The organism is Kitasatospora sp. NPDC001261 (assembly GCF_042896795.1).
Taxonomy (GTDB): domain Bacteria; phylum Actinomycetota; class Actinomycetes; order Streptomycetales; family Streptomycetaceae; genus Kitasatospora.
This window is the reverse complement of sequence record NZ_JBIAXP010000025.1, coordinates 1-18728: the sequence shown is the minus strand read 5'-3', so window position 1 is coordinate 18728 and position 18728 is coordinate 1. Positions and strand designations below refer to the sequence as shown.

The 18728-nt window shown below is 72.8% G+C and carries 13 protein-coding genes; 8 read left to right on the top strand and 5 right to left on the bottom strand.

The window, feature by feature from the left end; genetic code table 11:
* Window positions 1-25: 25 nt before the first annotated feature.
* From ACFY4B_RS29810 to ACFY4B_RS29800, 3 genes are all read right to left on the bottom strand, one after another.
* Window positions 26-2692, bottom strand: coding sequence for a TIM-barrel domain-containing protein (locus ACFY4B_RS29810; RefSeq protein ID WP_387973100.1), 2667 nt, complete (start codon window positions 2690-2692; stop codon window positions 26-28).
* A gap of 333 nt (window positions 2693-3025) precedes the next feature.
* Complete coding sequence (locus ACFY4B_RS29805) at window positions 3026-3784, bottom strand: DeoR/GlpR family DNA-binding transcription regulator (RefSeq protein WP_049649312.1); 759 nt, start codon at window positions 3782-3784, stop codon at window positions 3026-3028.
* A gap of 128 nt (window positions 3785-3912) precedes the next feature.
* On the bottom strand, window positions 3913-4917 hold the full coding sequence (locus ACFY4B_RS29800; RefSeq protein ID WP_117486251.1) for a LacI family DNA-binding transcriptional regulator: 1005 nt from the start codon (window positions 4915-4917) through the stop codon (window positions 3913-3915).
* 282 nt (window positions 4918-5199) lie between these two features.
* Here ACFY4B_RS29800 and ACFY4B_RS29795 point away from each other — a divergent pair, with 282 nt between their 5' ends.
* The 5 genes from ACFY4B_RS29795 to ACFY4B_RS29775 all read left to right on the top strand — a co-directional run bounded on the left by ACFY4B_RS29795 (window position 5200) and on the right by ACFY4B_RS29775 (window position 12164).
* On the top strand, window positions 5200-6498 hold the full coding sequence (locus ACFY4B_RS29795; RefSeq protein ID WP_387973098.1) for an ABC transporter substrate-binding protein: 1299 nt from the start codon (window positions 5200-5202) through the stop codon (window positions 6496-6498).
* A 2-nt stretch (window positions 6499-6500) separates the two neighbouring features.
* A complete protein-coding gene (locus tag ACFY4B_RS29790; protein ID WP_387973095.1) occupies window positions 6501-7466 on the top strand; it encodes a carbohydrate ABC transporter permease in 966 nt (321 codons plus the stop codon).
* Window positions 7467-7513: 47 nt separating this feature from the next.
* The gene (locus ACFY4B_RS29785; RefSeq protein WP_117486249.1) at window positions 7514-8359 is read left to right on the top strand and encodes a carbohydrate ABC transporter permease; all 846 of its coding nucleotides are present in this window, start codon (window positions 7514-7516) and stop codon (window positions 8357-8359) included.
* Complete coding sequence (locus ACFY4B_RS29780; protein ID WP_387973092.1) at window positions 8356-10242, top strand: DUF5107 domain-containing protein; 1887 nt, start codon at window positions 8356-8358, stop codon at window positions 10240-10242. Before ACFY4B_RS29785 ends, ACFY4B_RS29780 begins: the two co-directional genes overlap by 4 nt.
* 86 nt (window positions 10243-10328) lie before the next feature.
* Window positions 10329-12164, top strand: a complete 1836-nt coding sequence (locus ACFY4B_RS29775; RefSeq protein WP_387973090.1) for an RICIN domain-containing protein — start codon at window positions 10329-10331, stop codon at window positions 12162-12164.
* Between the two features lie 107 nt (window positions 12165-12271).
* On the opposite strand, the gene galT is transcribed toward ACFY4B_RS29775, so the two are convergent.
* The gene (gene galT, locus ACFY4B_RS29770) at window positions 12272-13378 is read right to left on the bottom strand and encodes a galactose-1-phosphate uridylyltransferase (RefSeq protein WP_387973087.1); all 1107 of its coding nucleotides are present in this window, start codon (window positions 13376-13378) and stop codon (window positions 12272-12274) included.
* A 265-nt stretch (window positions 13379-13643) separates the two neighbouring features.
* Here galT and galK point away from each other — a divergent pair, with 265 nt between their 5' ends.
* Window positions 13644-14789, top strand: a complete 1146-nt coding sequence (galK, locus tag ACFY4B_RS29765) for a galactokinase (RefSeq protein WP_387973084.1) — start codon at window positions 13644-13646, stop codon at window positions 14787-14789.
* A gap of 24 nt (window positions 14790-14813) precedes the next feature.
* Here galK and ACFY4B_RS29760 read toward each other — a convergent pair whose 3' ends face one another.
* Window positions 14814-15620: a DeoR/GlpR family DNA-binding transcription regulator gene (locus ACFY4B_RS29760; RefSeq protein ID WP_387973081.1), complete on the bottom strand. Its 807-nt coding sequence runs from the start codon at window positions 15618-15620 to the stop codon at window positions 14814-14816.
* A 401-nt stretch (window positions 15621-16021) separates the two neighbouring features.
* Between ACFY4B_RS29760 and ACFY4B_RS29755 the strand changes: the two genes are divergently transcribed.
* Window positions 16022-18196 carry an NEW3 domain-containing protein gene (locus tag ACFY4B_RS29755; RefSeq protein WP_387973078.1) on the top strand — a complete coding sequence of 725 codons (2175 nt, stop codon included), beginning with the start codon at window positions 16022-16024 and terminating at the stop codon, window positions 18194-18196.
* A 104-nt stretch (window positions 18197-18300) separates the two neighbouring features.
* Window positions 18301-18728, top strand: a 428-nt coding sequence (locus ACFY4B_RS29750) for an amidohydrolase family protein (RefSeq protein WP_387973075.1), incomplete at its 3' end; no start/stop codon positions are given.

Below are 18728 nucleotides of genomic sequence, written 5' to 3'. Positions count from 1 at the left end.
GCGGAAGCCCCTCGCGGTGGTGCGGTCAGTTGCCGCCGTGGACCAGGTTGAGGGAGAAGCCGTCGCCGGTGGGGACGGACGGCGTCCGGACCGTCGTCACCCCGGTGGCGGCGTCGTGGTACCAGCCCGAGCCGGCCGCGTCGAGCGCGGCCGCCGAGTCCCGCCGGGGCAGCGGGCCCGCGTCGGTGGCGACCAGGCGCGGCGCGGGGCGGCCGTGCACGGTGAGGCGGTACGAGCGCTCGGCCGGCTTGCCGGCGTAGTCGCCGTCACTGGCGCCGATGCGGATGTTGGTGACGGCGCGACCGGTGTGCACGTCGACCTGCTGGGTGGCCGAGGAGCCGGCGGTGTACTGCCGGGTGACGCCGTCGTCCTCGTACAGGGTGTAGGAGGAGTCGCCCGCGGCCTTCGGGTAGAGGTCGTAGTCGAGTTCGGAGCGGTCGCGGTTCTCCCAGGACAGCGTGCCCTTGGGCCACATCGGGACGATCGCGCCGCCGCGGACGAACAGCGGCAGGGTGTCGAGCGGGGCGGAGTAGCCGTTGACCGTGGTCGGGCCCTGGTAGGTGCGGCCGGTCCAGTAGTCGGTCCAGGTGCCCTCGGGCAGGTAGATGCCGTCGCGCACGGCGGTGTCCGAGTAGACCGGCGCGACCAGGAAGTCGGGCCCGGCCAGGAACTCGTACGTCGCGTTCGGGCCGAGGGCGTTCGGGTCGTGCGGGTACTCCAGGGCGAGCGGGCGGACCGCGCCGACGCCGGTGCGGGCGGCCTCCGCGGAGAGGGTGTACATGTACGGCAGCAGCCGTTCCTTGAGTTGCAGGTACTTGCGGTTGATCGAGGTGTACGGCTCGCCGTCCAGCCAGGGCTGCTGGTCCCGCTGCTGCGTGCCCGTCATGTCCCGGGCCCAGCCGTCCATGGTCATGATCGCCGGGAGGAAGGCCTTCCACTGCAGGTCGCGGGTGTACATCGCGGGGTCCCGGCGGTAGATCGAGCCGACGTCGCCGGTGTTGTAGGCGATGCCGGACATGGTGGCGCCGGCGTAGGTCGGGATCTGCCAGCGGATGTAGTCCCAGGACAGGCTCTGGTCACCGCTCCACAGCACGCCGCAGCGCTGCGCGCCGGCCCAGGAGACCGGCAGCCAGACGAAGCCGCGGGCGTCGCTGCCGTCCTCGATGCCTGCCTTGGCCTGGTCGCAGGCGTTCAGCGCGAAGTCGTAGCCGTTGCCGACCCAGGCCACGTCGAGCTTGCGCACCCGTACGCCGGCCTTGACCTCCTCGGCCTGGTCGGGCAGGCCATTCTGGGTCCACAGGCCGAGCTGGGCGTGGTCCCTGCGCAGGCCCGTGCCGGTCTGCGCGAGGTTCTCGTAGCCGCAGCCGTAGCCGTCGTTGACCAGCATCCAGCCCAGCGGCATCTGGTGGTCCACGTAGCCGTCGGCGACCTTCAGCGCGTCCGGGGTGTGGCGCTCGCCGCGGTTGGCGTTGTGGAGGTAGCAGTCGGCGTCGCCGGGCTCCAGCCCGTAGACCGGCGGCATGAAGGGCTTGCCGACCAGGTCGGTGTACCGGCCGATCACCGCCTTGACGTCACCGGTGAAGTAGTAGGCGTCCAGGCGGCGTTCCTGCTGCCCGGTGCGGACGGGCGAGCCGAAGTCGTAGATCCCGGGCGTGAAGGTGTTGCGGAAGACGCCGTAGCCGGCGGTGGAGACGTAGAACGGCTGGGAGTTGTTCCAGCCGCCCTCGTTCCAGTCGGTGCCGTTGGCGACGTGGACGGTCCGGTCGCGGTGGGAGAAGGAGCCGTTCTGCTCACCGCCGCCGAAGAACTGCTCGTCCGCGCCGCGCTCCAGGCTCTGCCGCAGTCCGCCGGTGCTCCAGCGCAGCGGGGCGCTTTCCTGCCAGAGGGCGGTGCGGTCGTCGGCCTTGTACAGGCCGAACCGCAGCGGGTGCTTGTAGACCCGCAGGACCAGGCCCTTGGAGCGGATGCCGTAGTACGCGCCGGCGTCGAAGGTGCTGGTGTCGCGCTGCGGCTCGGGCTGCTTGCGGACGATCGTGCTGCCCGCCGGATCGGTGAGGACGCCGTCCGGGGCGGCGCGCAGGCGCAGCTGGTCGTCGGCGAGGAAGTCGACCCGGGCCTTCAGGGTGCCCGCGGAGATGTCGTAGCTGCCCTGGGAGCCGCCGAAGCCGGTCAGGTCGCCGGCGTCGGCGGTCTGTGGCAGGTAGGCCGTACCGGTGTAGGAGCCGCCGTGGACGTCGTAGGGGACCACCAGGACGTGGTAGGTGCCCGAGGCCTTGGGGATCACCGTGGCCTCCGGGTCGGCGGTGCCGGCGCTGGTGGCCACCTGCTTGCCGCCGGCGTCGTAGACGTAGAGGTCGAAGTCGTCGGTGGGGTTCTGCCAGCGGACGGACACCGGGACGCCGCCCTCCGGGTTGTCGTCCCAGTACCCGGCCGGCACGTTCACGGTCAGGTCGAAGTGGTCGCAGACCGTGCCGCCCGGGTCCTGCGTGGCCGGAGGGCAGCTGGCGGGGTTGCCGAGGGTGCCCTTGGCGTACTGCGGGCTCTGCCAGGTGACGCTCTGGTGGCCCTGGTCGAGGACGGCGGAGGCGGGGGCCGCGGCGCGGGCGGGGAGGGCGGGCCCGGCCAGGGCGGGGAGGACGGCCAGGGCCGCCAGGAGGGCGGCCCTGCGGAGGTGGGGCCGGAGTGGACGCACGGTGGTGTCTCCGTTCGGCGTTCGAGGGGTGGGTGGTCCGGGCGTGCCGGACTCGCCCGGGCGAGCGGGGAGGCGCCGACGGCGCACACCGCGGCGAGCGCCGGCACACGGTCGTTCACCGCGGTTGCCGCCTTCGTATGCGCTTGATCGACTGATTGGAAATGCTTGATTGGAGTTGATTCCGCGCAGATGCGAAAGAGCTTCCTGGTTTAGTGAGTTCATGTCAACCGTTGCGGTGACAGAAACGCCCGGCCGGTGGGACCGGCCGGGCGTCAGCGTGGGGGTGGGAGCCGGGTCTTCGGGATCCGGGCCCGTGAGGACGGCGCCTCGGCGTCAGGCGCGCAGGATCCGTACGCCGTCGGCGGCGATCGCCTCCTCCTGCGCCGCCGTGACCTCGCCGTCGGTGACCAGGTCGTGGACGTCGGAGAGCGGGCAGATCCGGGCGAAGGTGACCCGGCCGATCTTGCTGCTGTCGGCCAGGACGACCGACCGCGCGCTGCTGCGCAGGAACGCCCGGTCGGTCTGGGCCTCCATCTCGTCGTGCGTGGTGCAGCCCTCCTGGGGGGTCAGGCCGTCCACGCCGATGAACGCGATGTCGAGGTGGTACTGCGCGAGCATCCGGTCGGCGGCCGGCCCCACCAGTTCGTAGCTGGTGGTCCGGGCGATGCCGCCGACCACCACCAGGCGGATGTCCGGCCGGACGATCAGGTCGGCCGCGATGTTGACGGCATTGGTCACGATGGTGATCCCGCCGCGTTCGGCCAGGACGCGGGCCAGCTCGCTGGTCGTCGTGCCGCCGGTCAGGCCGACCACCGCGCCGTCGGGCACCAGCTGCTCGGCCGCCAGGGCGATGCGGCGCTTCTCCGCCTGCCGGGTGCCGTGCTTGTGGCGCAGCGGCAGTTCGAGGTTGACGGCGCCGGTGACCGCCCCGCCGCGGGTGCGGTGCAGCAGGCCCTGGTCGTGGAGTTCCTGGAGGTCCCGTCGGACGGTGGCCGCCGACACCCGCAGGAGCCCGGCCAGCTCGTGCACATCGGCGCTGCCCGTCTCGGTGAGGTGCGTGAGGATCCGGGAGGTGCGGTCGGCTTTGAGCATGGCGGAAGTCTAGTGCCGCGCGCGCGAGGGACGATCTTTGCGTGGAACTGCGCGGAACCGCGTGGCACCGTCGGGCGTGGGCGCGATGCAGTAGCCGGGGCGGTGCCGGGGAGCCGGGCCGGGTCCGTTCAGCGGCCGTCGGCCGGGCCGGTGCTGTCCCGGACGACGAGTTCGGGCCGCAGCAGCTGGATCGAGTTGGCCGGGCTGCCGGACCGGGTGAGGGCGCGCAGCAGCAGCTCGACCGCCTCCCGGGCCATCTCCCGTTTGGGGATGGCCACGCTGGTGAGCGCCGGCCGGGCCACGCCGACCTCCGGGTTGTCGTCGTGCCCGACGATCGACAGGTCGCGGGGCACGGAGCGGCCCTCGGCCCGGGCGGCCTCCAGTGCCCCCAGGGCGAGGACGTCGTGGGTGGCGAAGAGCGCGGTGATCGTCGGGTCGGCGGTGAGTGCCGCCGTCGCCGCGGCGAAGCCGCCCGCGGGGGTGGGTTCGGAGGCCGTGTGGACGGCGGCGTCGGGGACGGTCAGTCCGTCGGCGGCGAAGGCGCGCCGGAAGCCCGCGACCCGCGGGCCGTGGTCGGGGCTGGCGAGCACCGCGACGCGTTCGTGCCCGAGTTCGCGCAGGTGGCGCCCGGCGAGGTAGCCGGCCCGCTCGTAGTCGATGGTGACCACCGGGAAGCGGTCGGGGGCGTCGGTCTCCCAGGCGCACAGGGCGACCGGGAAGGAGGCCTCGGCCAGCAGCGGCAGGTGGTCGATCAGGTCCCGGTCGCCGGCGATCAGCAGGGCGTCCACCGAGCGGCTGGTCAGGCCCGCCAGGTGCCGTTTGGCGCGCTCGCCGTCGAGCCGGGTGGTGCAGAGCAGCAGGTGGTAGCCGTTCGCGTCGAGGACGTCCTCGACCTCCTCGACGATGTCGGGGTAGAAGGAGCCCGTCACGGTGGGGACGAACAGTCCCACCGTCCTCGTGGCGCCGGTGGCCAGGGAGCGTGCGACCAGGTTGGGGGTGTACCCCAGTTCCCCGATCGCGGCGCGCACCCGGGCCGCGGTCGCCGGGCTCACGGCCCCCCGCCCCCGGATGACGTTGGAGACGGTCTGCTTCGTGACCCCGGCACGCTCGGCCACGTCCTGCATCGTCACCATGACTGGATCCTTTGACTTTACCGGTCAACTTGCCTTCGGTGAAAGGTAGGGCACCGGTGAGGGGGCGTCAAGATTGATCAAACCCCCGCCCTCGCTCGTCACTTGAGAGTTCCTTGCGTGAACGGTGTCGAGGTCCCGTAGTCCTGAGCAGGTTTTTGCAAGGACTCTTGATTTACCGGTCAACCCGACCGTATCGTCCCAGCCATCCAGCCGCTCCCCGTCCTCGGGCCCCGGCTGACGACACGTCCGCGCGGCATCTCGCGCCTCCGAGAGGAACCACCCATGGGGAGAACGACCATTCCCGCCGCCCGCGTCGTCGGGGCGGCCACCGCCGTCGCCCTCGCGCTCGGAGCGAGCGCCTGCGGCAGCGGCTCGGAGGGCGGCGCGAAGGCCGCCGGCAGCTTCACCTACTGGTCGATGTGGCGCGCCGACGAGCCGCAGGCCAAGGTGCTGAAGGCCGCGATCGACGACTTCACCGCCACCACCGGCGCCAAGGTGGACGTCACCTGGGCGGGCCGGGACATCGCCAAGAAGATCGGCCCGGCGATCGCCGCCAACCGGGCGCCGGACCTGTGGGACGAGTCCGACGACAAGGTCTACGGCACCACCGCCGCGGCCGGCCAGGCACTGGACCTCTCGCCGGTGCTGCAGCTGCGGGTGCCCGAGGAGGACGTCCCGGTCTCCCAGGTCCTCCCGGCCAAGTACTTCGACATGCTGCCGAAGGACCCCTCCGGCTCCAACCACTACGTGATCCCGTACGAGGTCGTCACCAACGCCATGTTCTACAACGCGGCCGACCCGGCGATCACCACCGCCATGCCGAGTCCGCCCACCGACTGGGCCGGACTGCTCAAGGTCTGTGACGCGCTGAAGGCGGCCGGGAAGGCGTGCATCGCCTCCGAGGGGGAGGATCCCTGGAGCAACGCGCTGTACTTCGACTACCTGCTCGACGGAGCGGGGGTGAACGTCGCCCGGCTCGCCGCCGACCGGACCGGCGCGACCTGGGACGACCCGGCGGTCCTCGGCGCGGCGCGGCAGGTGGAGCAGCTGGTGAGGGGCGGCCACCTGATCGAGGGCTACGACGCCACCAAGTACCCCGCGCAGGAGACCAACTGGGCGGGCGGCAAGGCCGCCTTCTACATGGACGGCAACTACGTCACCGCCGAGGTGGCCAAGCAGGTCCCGGCCGGCTGGAGGACGGCGTCGATGCTGCCGCCCGGCGCGAAGACCCCGGACGCCGCCCTGTTCGGCTTCGCGATCCCCAAGCGGGCCAGGAACGCCGCCGCCGCGCAGAAGTTCATCGCCTTCTTCCTGCAGAAGAAGCACCTGTCCGGGATCTCCACCACCGCGGGCAACCTCACCCCGCGCGGCGACATCCCGGCCCCCGCCGAACTGGCCGACGTCCAGAAGTCCCTGGAGGCCCCGACCGTGCGCCTCGCCTTCGACGGGATGGCCGGCAGCTGGCTGCCCAAGGTCCTGAACGAGAACTACCTGGACTTCTGGCACGGCAGGACCACGGCCGACCGGTTCGTCGCCAAGTGCAAGGCCGACCAGGTCACCTACTGGCAGACCCAGGGCTGACGGTGGCGACGACGATCGAGGAGCCGCCCCGGACGGACGCCGCCCCGGGCCGGTCCGAGCGCGCCGTCCGCTCCGGCGTCGGCCCGCTGGAGCGCCAGCGCCGCCGGGTGTTCTGGCCCTTCACCGCCCCCGCGCTGATCGTGTACGCGGTGCTGTTCGTCGCCCCGGTCGGCTACGCCCTGTGGACCAGCCTGTACGCATGGGACGGCATGGGCGAGATGGAGTGGCGCGGCCCGCGGAACTACCTCCTGCTGTTCCAGGACCCGAGGTTCCGCACCTCGCTGTTCAACACGCTCGAACTGATGGTCGTCGGAGGCACGATCACCTTCGTGCTCAGCTTCGCGCTGACCCTGGTGCTGCGCGAGATGCGGGCCAGGCTCTTCGCCCGGTCGGTGCTGTTCTTCCCCTCGCTGGTCAACGGCATGGTCTTCGGCATCGCCGCCGGGTTCCTGTTCTCGCCCACCGGCCCGGTCAACCAGGCGCTGAAGGTCTTCGGGGTGACCACACCGCCCAAGTGGCTGTCGACGGACAACCTGCTCCCGATGGTCCTGGGCACCCTGGTCTGGACGGCGACCGGCTACTACACCTCCATCATCATGGCGGCGGTCGACCAGATCCCCGACTACCTCTACGAGGCGGCCGAACTCGACGGTGCCGGCCCCTTCCAGCGCTTCCGGCACATCACCCTGCCGTGCGCCTGGGACGTCATCGCGGTCTGCGCGGTGCTGTGGACCGTCAGCTCGGTGAAGATCTTCGAGCTGATCCTGCTCTACGGCGGCAGCACCAACGCCTATCCGCCGGTGAGCAGTTGGAACACCGCCGTGTACGTGTACGCCGAGGCCTTCCCGCAGGGCACCGTCCCCCGGCTGGGCACGGCCACCGCCGCCGCGATCGTCAGCCTGGCCATGGTCACCCTGATCACCGTCGTGCTGCGCCGCCTGCTGCGCCGCGAACCGGTCGAGTACTGACCCGTCGCGTCCCGGCCCCCCCGCACCCAACCGGAAAGGTCCCTCCCGTGCGACGCAGTAACCGACCCACCGGACCCGCGAGCAGGATCGGCACGGCCGCCGTCTGGATCGTCGTCGCCGCCGACCTGCTGCTGCTCCTGTGGATCCTGCTGACCTCGCTGCGCAGCGGCCCCGACATCCTGCGGCACGGCTTCGGCCTGCCGACCAGCCCGGACACCGGCAACTACACCACCGCGCTCGACGAGGGCGGCTTCGCGCGGGCGGCCCTCAACAGCGTGCTCACCGCCGGCCTCTCCTCCGTGGTCGCCGTCGCCCTCGCGGCCCCCTGCGCCTACGCCCTCGCCCGGCGCCGCTCGCGGACCTCCTCGGCACTGACGATGAGCTTCGCCATGGGTCTCGGCGTGCCCGGCCAGGTCCTGGTGGTGCCGCTGTTCATCGGCCTGTCCCGGGTGGACCTGACCGACAGCGACCTCGGCCTCGGGCTGGTCTACGTCGGCCTGGCGATGCCGTTCACCGTCTTCCTGCTGACCGGCTTCTTCCGCGGCGTCCCCGGCGTGCTGGAGGAGGCCGCCGTCCTGGACGGCGCCGGCCCGCTGCGCACCTTCGTCCAGGTGGTGCTCCCGGTCGCCCGGGGCGGGCTGGTCACCGCGTTCCTCCTGCAGTTCATCACCGCCTGGAACGAGACCCTGTTCGCCCTCGTCCTGACGAACAGCCAGGGAACGACCACCCTCCCGGTGGCGCTCTCCTCGTTCGTCGCGGCACAGCAGTTCAACGGCCTGGACTTCGGCACGATGTTCGCCGGGGTCTGCATCATCCTCGCCCCGATGATCGCGCTCTTCTCCTGGATGGGCTCGCGGATCATCCAGGGCATGACAGTTGGGATCGGCAAGTGACCTCGACCCTGCGCACCGACCCGCTCCGCATCGACGGGACCCCCGATCCGGTCGGCGGCACCCTGCCGATCCTGCACGGCCTGCCCCGGCAGACCGGCGCCGGCGCCGGGGTCGACGACGAGATGCGCCGCAACCTGGCCTACGGGGTGCCCGGCACGCTGCTGCCGTACACCCGGCAGGGCGGGTACGACCGCGTCCGTACCGAGCGCGAACTCCCGTGCGTGGTACTGGAGAACGAGACCCTCACCGCGACCTTCCTGCCCTCCCTCGGCGGGCGGCTGTGGTCCCTGGTCCACCGCCCCACCGGACGGGAGCTGCTGCACCGCAACCGGATCCTGCAGCCCGCCAACCTCGCCCTGCGCGACGCCTGGCTGGCCGGCGGGGTGGAGTGGAACCTCGGCGCCACCGGGCACTGGCCGCTGACCTGCGAGCCGCTGCACGCCGTCCGGGTGCGCGCGCCCGACGGCACCCCGGTCCTGCGGATGTACGCCTTCGAGCGGCTGCGGCGCCTGGTGCTGCGGATGGACAGCTGGCTGCCCGCCGGCTCCCCGGTGCTCTACGTCCATGTCGCCGTGCACAACCCCGCACCGAGCGAGACGCCGGTCTACTGGTGGTCCAACATCGCGGTGCCCCAGGACCGGGACGTGCGCGTCCTCGGCCCGGCCGACCACGCCTTCCACTGCGACTACGTCAGCGATCTGCGCCGGGTGGCCTTCCCGGAGGCCGACGGCGCCGACCGCAGCTACCCCGGCCGGGCGGCGCGCGCCGCGGACTACTTCCTCGACCTCCCCGGCGGCGAACGCCCCTGGATCGCCGCGCTGGACGGCACCGGCGCCGGGCTCGTCCAGACCTCCACCGCCCGGCTGCGCGGACGCAAGCTGTTCTGCTGGGGCACCGGCACCGGCGGCAGGCACTGGCAGGAGTGGCTCTCCGGCCCGGACTCCGCCTACCTGGAGATCCAGGCGGGCCTGGCCCGCACCCAGCTGGAGCACCTGGCGATGCCCGCCGGCGCCACCTGGTCGTGGACCGAGGCGTACGGGCTGTTGCAGGCCGATCCCACGGCGGTGCACGGGAGTTGGGACGCCGCCCGGAAGGCCGCCGGCCAGGCGCTGGACCGGTTGCTCCCGCCGCTGGAGCTGGAGCGGGCCGACGCCCGGGCCGGGGAGTTCGGCGCGCCCGAGGAGGTGCTGTCCGAGGGCGACGGCTGGGCCGCGCTGGAGATCGAGGCCGGCGCCCTGCCCGCCTCGCCCGCCCTGCCCTTCGGCGAGCCGGCGGCCGCCCAGGAACCCTGGCGGCGGCTCCTGAGGACCGGCACGCTCCCGGTCTGCGACCCGCCGGCCGAGCCGGTCACCGGGGCGCACTGGCGGCGACTGCTGGAGGCGAACGCCACGGACTGGCACGCGCTGTACCAGCTCGGGCTGCTGCGCCTGGCCGACGGGGAACGGGAGTCCGCCCACGAGGCGTTCGAACGCTCCGTCGCCGTGCAGGCCTCGCCGTGGGCACTGCGCGCGCTCGCCCTCCTCGCCCCGCAGCCGTGGGAGGCCGCCGACCTCATGCTCTCGTCCCACCGACTCCGTCCGGAACTACGGGAGTTGACGATCGAGACGCTGGAGTCGCTGCGGCGCGCCGAGCGCCCCGCCGAGGCGCTCGCGCTGATCGAGGCGCTCTCCCCGGCCGACCGGGCGCACGGGCGGATCAGGCTGGCCGAGGCGGAGGCGGCGCACGCCCTCGGCGACGACGACCGGGTCCGGCGGCTGCTGGCCGAGGGCATCCAGGTCGACACCATGCGCGAGGGCGAGCTCTCCCTGGACACCCTCTGGCTCGCCGTCCACCCCGGCACACCGGTGCCCCCGCAGTACGACTTCCGCATGGCGGACGGCTGACCGCCCGCCTCCCCGGACCACTCTCCCGTTCCGCACCCCCACAGCAGGGGCGCAACCGTGCGCCCCGCCACGGAAGAGGAGTACCAGTGCCACCTCTACCCACCCGATGGGCCCGCGCCCTCGCGGCCACTGTCCTGGCGGCGCTCGGCGCCGGCACCCTGGCCGCCGGACCGGCGTCCGCCGACAGGCCGTCCGCCGACTCACCCGCCGCCGGCAGGCCGGCCCCCGCGACGTACACGGTCTCGGTCGGCAGGACCGGCTCGTACGCCTACCCCGACGACACCCAGGCCAGTCCCTACACCGACAAGGACGGCACGTTCTACTTCCAGCAGTCGCACTCGCTGTACGGCGCGAACGACTCCCGGCAGTGGGACTTCTTCACCGGCCGGGACTTCGACAGCGCCACCAGGTCCGCCGCGATCAGCGACGCCGTCAACCCCGCCGACCCGTCGGACCGCAACGACGACACCACGGCGCGCTGCAACAACAGCCCCACCGGACGGCAGTCCAGCTACGCGCCGCAGGGTTCGCACTACGCCCAGCGGAACTACTGCGACCTGGCCGGGGTCTGGGTCGACCCGGACAGCGGGGACTGGTACGGGCTGGTGCACAACGAGTTCACCCCCCAGCCCTTCGGTGACGGCCTGCACTACGACGCGATCGACTACGCCGTCTCCACCGACCAGGGCCGGACCTGGACGATCAGGGACCACGTGATCACCTCGCCTCGCAGCACCACGCGAGGTGACACCGCGGCCTTCCCGCAGCAGACCTTCTCCTACGGCGACGGCGACCAGCGACTGTTCGTGGACACCGCCTCCGGATACTTCTACGTCTTCTACGGCTCCCGGATCGTCGACAAGGGCGGCAGCTGGGGCGCGTTCCAGCAGCACGTCGCGCGGGCCCCGATGTCCGCCAAGATGACGCCGGGCAGCTGGCAGAAGTGGTACGACGGCGCGTGGTCGCAGCCCGGGGCCGGCGGCCTGGAGAGCGACATGGTGCCCGCCGACGGCGCCAACCCCACCGGGTACCTCCCGCCGGCCAAGGAGTACGACCCGGCCAACCCCGGCACCGTGAGTCAGCAGATCGCGGCCGGCACGCTCGCCCCGAGCACGCCGCTGTTCGTCATGAACATCGCCTACGACGCCTACCTGGGCCTCTACATCGGCACTCCGCAGGCCGTCGACCAGAGCGGCAACGCCCCGCAGCAGATCTACGCCACCAAGGACCTGGCCACCCAGAAGTGGACGCTGCTCGGCGACACCGGCGGTTACCACACCGCCTCCTGGTACCGCTGGTTCCTGGACAGCGCCAGCCTGACCGGTACCACGATCGTCGGCAGGACCTTCCGGTCGTACTGCTCCTTCGCCTGCGCCGGCTCGGACGGCCAGTACGTCGAGCTCACCGTCGGCTCCTCCGCCCCGGCCGCTCCGCCGGTCGACCTGGCCAGGACCTACCGGATCCAGAGCGGCAACGGCCGGGTCCTCGCCCAGAGCGCCGGCGGCTCCGCCGTCACCTCCACGGCCGGGGCGGCCGGCTCCGCCCGCGAGTCCTGGCGGTTCCTGGCCGAGGGCGACGGCTCCTACCGGATCGTCAACGCCGCCACCGGTCGGCTGCTGGGCGTCGACGCCACCTCGACGGCGGGCCGGGCCTGGGGCGCGGCGCTGACCGCCACCGGCGCCGTCGGCGGGAACGCCACCGTCGGGCAGCAGTGGTTCGTGCTCCCCAGCAAGGCCGGGAAGGGCCGGTTCCAGCTGGTGAACCGTTACAGCGGCCTGGTGATCGGCATGTCCGGCACCGCGGGCCGACTCGCCGAGACCGTGCCCGCCCGCTCCTGGAGCGACACCACCGGCTCCACGGTCGGCGGCGGCCGCACGGCGGCCGAGCAGACCCTCGCCCTCGTTCCGCAGGCGCCGCGGTGACGCGGGAGCCGGACACCGGATCGCCGCCGCGGCGGTGGTCGACCTCCTGACCCCGACCCCGGCACGGCTCGATCGACGGCCGTGCCGGGGCCCTCCTGTGGGCCGGGTCAGTCGGCCGCGGCCTCGCGCAGCCGCTCGGCGGCGGCCTCCGGACTCACATCGGTGACGAAGGCGTCGAGTCCGGATTCGACGCCCGCCAGGTACTTGAGCCTGCCGGGAGCGCGCCGGACGGTGAACAGCTCCAGGTGCAGGGCGAGTTCGTCGCCGCCGTCCTTCGGCGCCTGGTGCCAGGCGGAGATGTACGGGGTCCGGTTCGGCGCGGAGCCGGCGGGAGCGGGGAACAGCCGGTCGAAGCGGCGCAGCAGGTCGAGGTAGAGGCCGGGGAACTCGGCGCGCTCGGCCTCGTTCAGCGCGGTGAGGTCGCGCACCCGGCGGTTGGGGTAGAGGTGGACCTCGTACGGCCAGCGGGCGGCGAAGGGCACGAAGGCCGTCCAGTGCCCGCCCCGGAGCACCAGCCGCTCGGGGGCGGCCCGTTCGGCGGCGACGAGGTCCTCGAAGAGGTTCCGCCCGGTGCTCGCCCGGTACGCCTCGGCGCGGCCGATCATCCGGGCGGTGCGGGAGGGGACGAAGGGGAAGGCGTAGATCTGCCCGTGCGGGTGGGCCAGGGTGACGCCGATCTCCTCGCCGCGGTTCTCGAAGCAGTACACCTGCCGGACCTCGGGCCGGGCGGAGAGTTCGGCCGTGCGGTCGGTCCAGGCGTCCAGCACCAGGCGGGCCCCGGCCTCGTCCAGGTCGGCGAAGGAGGCGTCGTGGTCGGGGGCGAAGCAGACCACCTCGCAGCGGCCGGTGCCCGGCCGGAGGGTGCGCAGGGGGTCGTCCTCGTGGGCGGTGACGTGGGCGGCGGAGTCCGGGGCGAGCGAGGGGAAGCGGTTCTCGAAGACCACGACCTGGTAGTCGGCCGCCGGGACCTCGCTCAGCCGTCCGTTCCGGGAGGGGCAGAGCGGGCACTCGCCGGCCGGGGGGTGGTAGGTCCGCTGCTGGCGGTGGGCGGCGACGGTCACCCACTCGCCGAGCACCGGGTCGAGCCGGGTCTCGGAGAGGCTCGCGGAGGGTTCCAGCGGGCGTTCGTCCACGGCGTTCCGGGCCACGCCGAACTCCTGGTCGTAGTAGACGAGTTCGCGGCCGTCGGCCAACTTGGTCGCGGTCTTGTGCACCGCCGTGCTCCTTCTGCGGGGGAGTTCGGCCAGTCTGCGCCGATCTCCAACAGAATCAAACATATTCGATCGCTTGTCAACAGGTGTAGACCTGCCGACAGGGCATCGGGCACCGATTCCGGTCCGCGCCGCGATGCGAAACCCGCAGGTGTTGACTGCGGCGGCCGATGATGTTTGATTATGTCGAAATCGGCTCCCGTCCGCCGAAGGAGGCACCGACGGGAGCCGCCACGACGCACGCGCACGACGTACGGGAGCCGAGCAGATGATCGACCGGGCCGCCACCGACTTCGAGGCCGTCCACGGCGCCCGGCCGAGCGGCGTGTGGGCCGCGCCCGGCCGGGTGAACCTGATCGGTGAGCACACCGACTACAACGACGGCTTCGTCCTGCCCGTCGCCCTCCCACACACCACCAGGGTCACCGCCCGCCGCCGCACGGACGGCCGGGTGCGGCTCCACAGCACCCGGGGCGACGGCACCGTCACCGACCTCGCGCTCGACGGCCTGGCCCCCGGGGTCGTCACCAGCTGGGCCGCCTACCCGGCCGGCGTGTTCTGGGCCCTCGCCCAGGCCGGACACGCGATCGGCGGCGCCGACCTCTCCGTCGACAGCGACGTGCCGGCCGGTGCCGGGCTCTCCTCCTCCGCCGCCCTGGAGTGCGCCACGGCCGCCGCCCTGAACGACCTGTACGGGCTCGGCCTGTCCGCGCCGGACCTCGCCCTGGTCGCCCAGCGGGCCGAGAACGCCTTCGTCGGCGTGCCCTGCGGGGTGATGGACCAGATGGCCTCCGCCTGCTGCACGGACGGTGCCGCGCTGCTCCTCGACACCCGGACGCTGGAGCGGCGCCACGTCCCGCTCGACCTGGAGGCGGCCGGCTTCCGGCTGCTGGTGATCGACACCCGGGTCAAGCACGACCTCGGCGACGGCGCCTACGCCGCCCTGCGGGCCGGCTGCGAGCGGGCCGCCGACCTGCTCGGCCTGGCCGCGCTGCGCGACCTGCCGGCCGCCGGCCTCACCGCGGCCCTGGAGCGCCTCCCCGGGGAACTCGCCCCGCTGGTGCGGCACGTGGTCACCGAGAACCGGCGGGTGGCCGAGGTGATCGAGCACCTGGACGGCGGGCGGACCGCCGCGCTGGGGCCGGTCCTGACGGCCGGACACGCCTCGCTGCGCGACGACTTCCGGGTCTCCTGCCCCGAGACGGACCTCGCGGTCGAGGCCGCCGTGGCCGCCGGGGCGCTGGGCGCCCGGATGACCGGCGGCGGCTTCGGCGGCTCCGTCATCGCGCTGGTGGCCGCGGCGGACGTGGCAGCGGTCGCGGACGCGGTGCGGTCGGCCTTCGGCTCCGCGGGCTTCGCCGCACCCGTCGCCTTCACCGCCGTCCCCTCGGCGGGGGCGCGTCGACTGGCCTGACCGGGCGGTGCCAGGAGCCCCCGGTCAGCCGGCGGCCGGTACCACGACGAGTTCGCCGACCGCCTCGGCGAGCGCGTTGCGGGCCGCCGCGGGGAGGGCGTCGTCGGTGATGAAGCAGTCGACCTCCGTCAGGGCCGCGAAGCTGCTCAGGCCGACGACGCCCCACTTGGTGTGGTCGGCGACCACGACGGTGCGGCGGGCCGAGGCGATCAGGGCCCGGTTGGTCTGCGCCTCGGCGAGGTTGGGGGTGGTGAGCCCGGCCTGCTCGCTGACGCCGTGCACGCCGAGGATGAGCAGGTCGACGTGGAGGGTGCGGATCGTCTGGTCCGCGAGGGCCCCCACCAGGGCCGCGGAGCGTGTCGGCGCCCCACCGGTCAGCAGCAGCGACGGAACGGTCTCCGCTCCGTCGCTCTCCGCCGCCCACAGCAGGTCCGCGATCCGCAGGGAGTTGGTGACGACCGTCAGCCCCGGCACCTCCAGCAGCCGGGAGGCGACCGCGTAGGTGGTGGTGCCGGCGGACAGCGCCACCACGCTGCCCGGTTCCACCCGCTGCGCGGCGGCGTCGGCCAGCGCGGCCTTGGTGCTCTCCTCCAGCTCGGACTTCACGTCGAAGCCGGGTTCGTCCGTGCTGGCGGTCCCCACCGCGATGGCCCCGCCGTGGACCTTCCGCACGTCTCCCTGACGGACCAGTGCGTCCAGGTCGCGGCGGATCGTCATGTCCGACACGCCGAACTGCTCGACCAGCTCGGCGACGCGCACCGCGCCGGCCTTGCGGATGGCCTCCAGGATCAGCGCCTGGCGCTGCGGGGCGAGCAAACTCTGATCAGCCACGAAGGCCCTTTCGATCGAACGGGTGCCTGACCGCTCCCGCTTCCTCCGGCAGGCCGACCCTGCCGCGGTCCGGACGTACCGGTGTCACCGCCGAGGGCCGGGCGGGGCGCCGGGGCGTTCGCGTCGGTGACCGGGGAGCCGTCGGCCGCGACATGATCCAGTATCCCAGGACCCGGCGGGCCCCGACCCGACCGGTCGGCCGGTCGCGCTCCTGTGTCCGGTGGCGGCTCGGCCGGGCCGGGGCCACGTGCACTCGTGCTCGGACTTTGCCATTGAGTGCGTGTTATTGCTTATTCTGCCCGTCATCTTGTCAGGAGCGAGCAGGGCCCCGTACAAATGGTCCGGCTGGGACCAACAGCAGCCATCCATGCCCTGACCCCGAGATCCCGTGAGGTCGAAGCGTGTCAACTGCCCTCCGCCGGTGGCTCCGTACCACCGTCGCCTGCTGTACGGCGCTCGCCGCCGTGTCCACCGCTACGCTCCTGGCTCAGCCCGCGGTCGCCGCCGAGCCCTCCCCGTCCGGCACCGTCACCGAGTACCCGAACTACGCCCCCACACCGCCCATGGGCTGGAACGACTGGTCGTACTACCAGTGCGGGATCGACGAGAAGACCATCCTCGACAACGCCCGGGCCCTCGTCTCCACCGGGCTGGCGAAGAAGGGGTACGACACCGTCACCATCGACGACTGCTGGATGTCCAAGCAGCGCGACGCCCAGGGCAACCTGGTCGCCGACCCGCGGCTGTTCCCGCACGGCATGGCCTACATCGGACGCCAAGTCCACGACCTCGGCCTGAAGTTCGGCATCTACGAGGACGCCGGGACCGCCACCTGCGGCGGCTACCCGGGCTCCCTCGACCACTGGAAGCAGGACGCGGACCTGTTCGCGTCCTGGGCCGTCGACTACGTCAAGCTCGACGGCTGCAACGTCCCGGTCAAGCCCGGCGAGACCGAGGAGCAGAGCTACCGCGACACCTACACCGCGATGAGCCGGGCGCTGCTCGACACCCACCGCAGGATGGTCTTCTCGGTCTCCGCGCCCGCCTACTTCCAGGGCGCGACGAACTGGGAGTCGGTGATCCGCTGGTCCGCGCCGCTCGGCAACCTGTGGCGGGAGGGCGCGGACATCGCACTCGGCCAGGCCAGTGGCGCCGAGAAGTGGGCGTCGATCATGTACAACTACGGCTACAACGTCGGACTGGCCGACCTGCAGCGCCCAGGCCGGTGGAACGACCCCGACTTCCTGCTCACCGGCGACTCCGGGCTCAGCCAGGACGAGATGCAGAGCCAGATCTCGCTGTGGGCCGTGATGGCCGCGCCGCTGATCTCCAGCACCGACCTCACCCGCCTCTCCCCGGCCGCGCTGGAGCTGCTCGGCAATCGCGACGTCATCGCCGTCGACCAGGACCGGCTGGGCGTCCAGGGGCGGGTCGTCCAGCACGGAACCGGCTACGACGTGCTGAGCAGGCCGCTGGCCGGAGGGGACCGCGCGGTCGCGCTCTTCAACTCCTCCGACACCGCGCAGACCATCACCACGACCGCCGCCCGGGCCGGCCTGCCCGCCGCCGACGGCTACCGGCTCGACGACCTGGTGACCAAGAAGGCCGTCGGGACGGCCGGCGTGATCTCCGCGAACGTGCCGCCGCACGCCACGGTGCTCTACCGGGTCCACCCCGGCGCGACCCGCGGCCTGGCCCCCGCCACCGCCGTCACCTGGCAGGACATCAGCACGGCCCAGGAGCCCGGGACGTACCGGATCACCCTGGCCGACAACGGCGCCGTCGCGCTGAACGACACCAGCGTGCGGATCAGCGCCCCCGCCGACTGGACCGTCACCCCGGCGACCGTCACGCTCCCGCGCATCGCACCGGGCACGACCGCGTCGGCCACGGTGACGGTGCACGGCCCCCAGGGCGCTCCCGGCACCACGGCCACGGCGATCACCGCCACCGCGAGCTACCGGGCCCGGCCGGCCGGGGTCGACACCGTCAGCGGTGAGCAGACGATCGTGCGGACCGTGCCCTACCCGTCGCTGGAGGCGGCGTTCGACAACGTCGGCGCCACCTCCGAGAGCGACACCGCTCCCGGCGACTTCGACGGCGCCGGGAACAGCTACTCGGCGCAGGCCCTGGCCCTGGCCGGCGCCACCGCGGGCGCCACGATCAGCGCCAACGGCCTCAGCTTCACCTGGCCGTCCGCGGCCGCCGGCACCAACGACAACGTGTCGGCCGCGGGCCAGGAGATCACCTTCAGCGGCCAGGGCAGCGCGCTGGGCTTCCTCGGCGCCGAAGCGGGCTTCGCCTCCGGCACGGTCACCGTCGCCTACACCGACGGCACCACCAGCAGCGGCCAGTTGGGCTTCCCCAACTGGTGCTGCACCCCGACCGACGCCTACGGCGCGAAGACCGCGTTCACCACGGACCACCGCAACACGCCCACCGGGCCGGGCAACTTCGGCACCGGGTACGGCGTCTTCACCAACACCGTCCCGCTGACGCCCGGCAAGACGATCCGTTCCGTCACGCTGCCCCGCGCCGCGGCGATCCACGTGTTCGCGCTGGCCGTCCAGCCGTGATCCGCGCCACCCGGCCCACCGGACCGGTTCCCGTGGGCCGGGCGGTCGGCGTTCCCCCGCCCGAGACTCCGCCCCTCCCGGCGAACGGCATCCAGGACCCATCCATGACCGTCATGAACCGCACCACCCTGGCCGGTGCCCGGCTGGTCCTGCCCGGCGGCGTCGTCGAGGGCGACCGCCTCGCCGTCGAGGGCGAGCGCATCGCCGGCCTCGGCGGCGACACCGAGCCCGGCGACCTCGACCTGACCGGGTACACCGTCGTCCCCGGCTTCGTCGACCTGCACGTCCACGGCGGCGGCGGTGCCTCGTACGCCTCCGGCATCGCCGAGGAGGCGCTGCTGGCCGCCCGCACCCACCTGGAGCACGGCACCACCACCACGGTGGCCTCCACCGTCACCGGCGAGATCGACGAGGTCGCCCGCCAGGCGCACGTCCTGTCCGAACTCGTCGAGGACGGCGTCCTGGCCGGCATCCACTTCGAGGGCCCGTTCATCTCGCACAACCGCTGCGGCGCCCACCGGCCCGACCTGCT

Excerpts from the sequence above, each read along its gene's own strand:
- ACFY4B_RS29800 (WP_117486251.1), bottom strand. The coding sequence starts at position 4,917 with ATGGTGACGATGCAGGACGTGGCCGAGCGTGCCGGGGTCACGAAGCAG.
- ACFY4B_RS29795 (WP_387973098.1), top strand. The coding sequence starts at position 5,200 with ATGGGGAGAACGACCATTCCCGCCGCCCGCGTCGTCGGGGCGGCCACC.
- galK (WP_387973084.1), top strand. The coding sequence starts at position 13,644 with ATGATCGACCGGGCCGCCACCGACTTCGAGGCCGTCCACGGCGCCCGG.
- ACFY4B_RS29805 (WP_049649312.1), bottom strand. The coding sequence starts at position 3,784 with ATGCTCAAAGCCGACCGCACCTCCCGGATCCTCACGCACCTCACCGAG.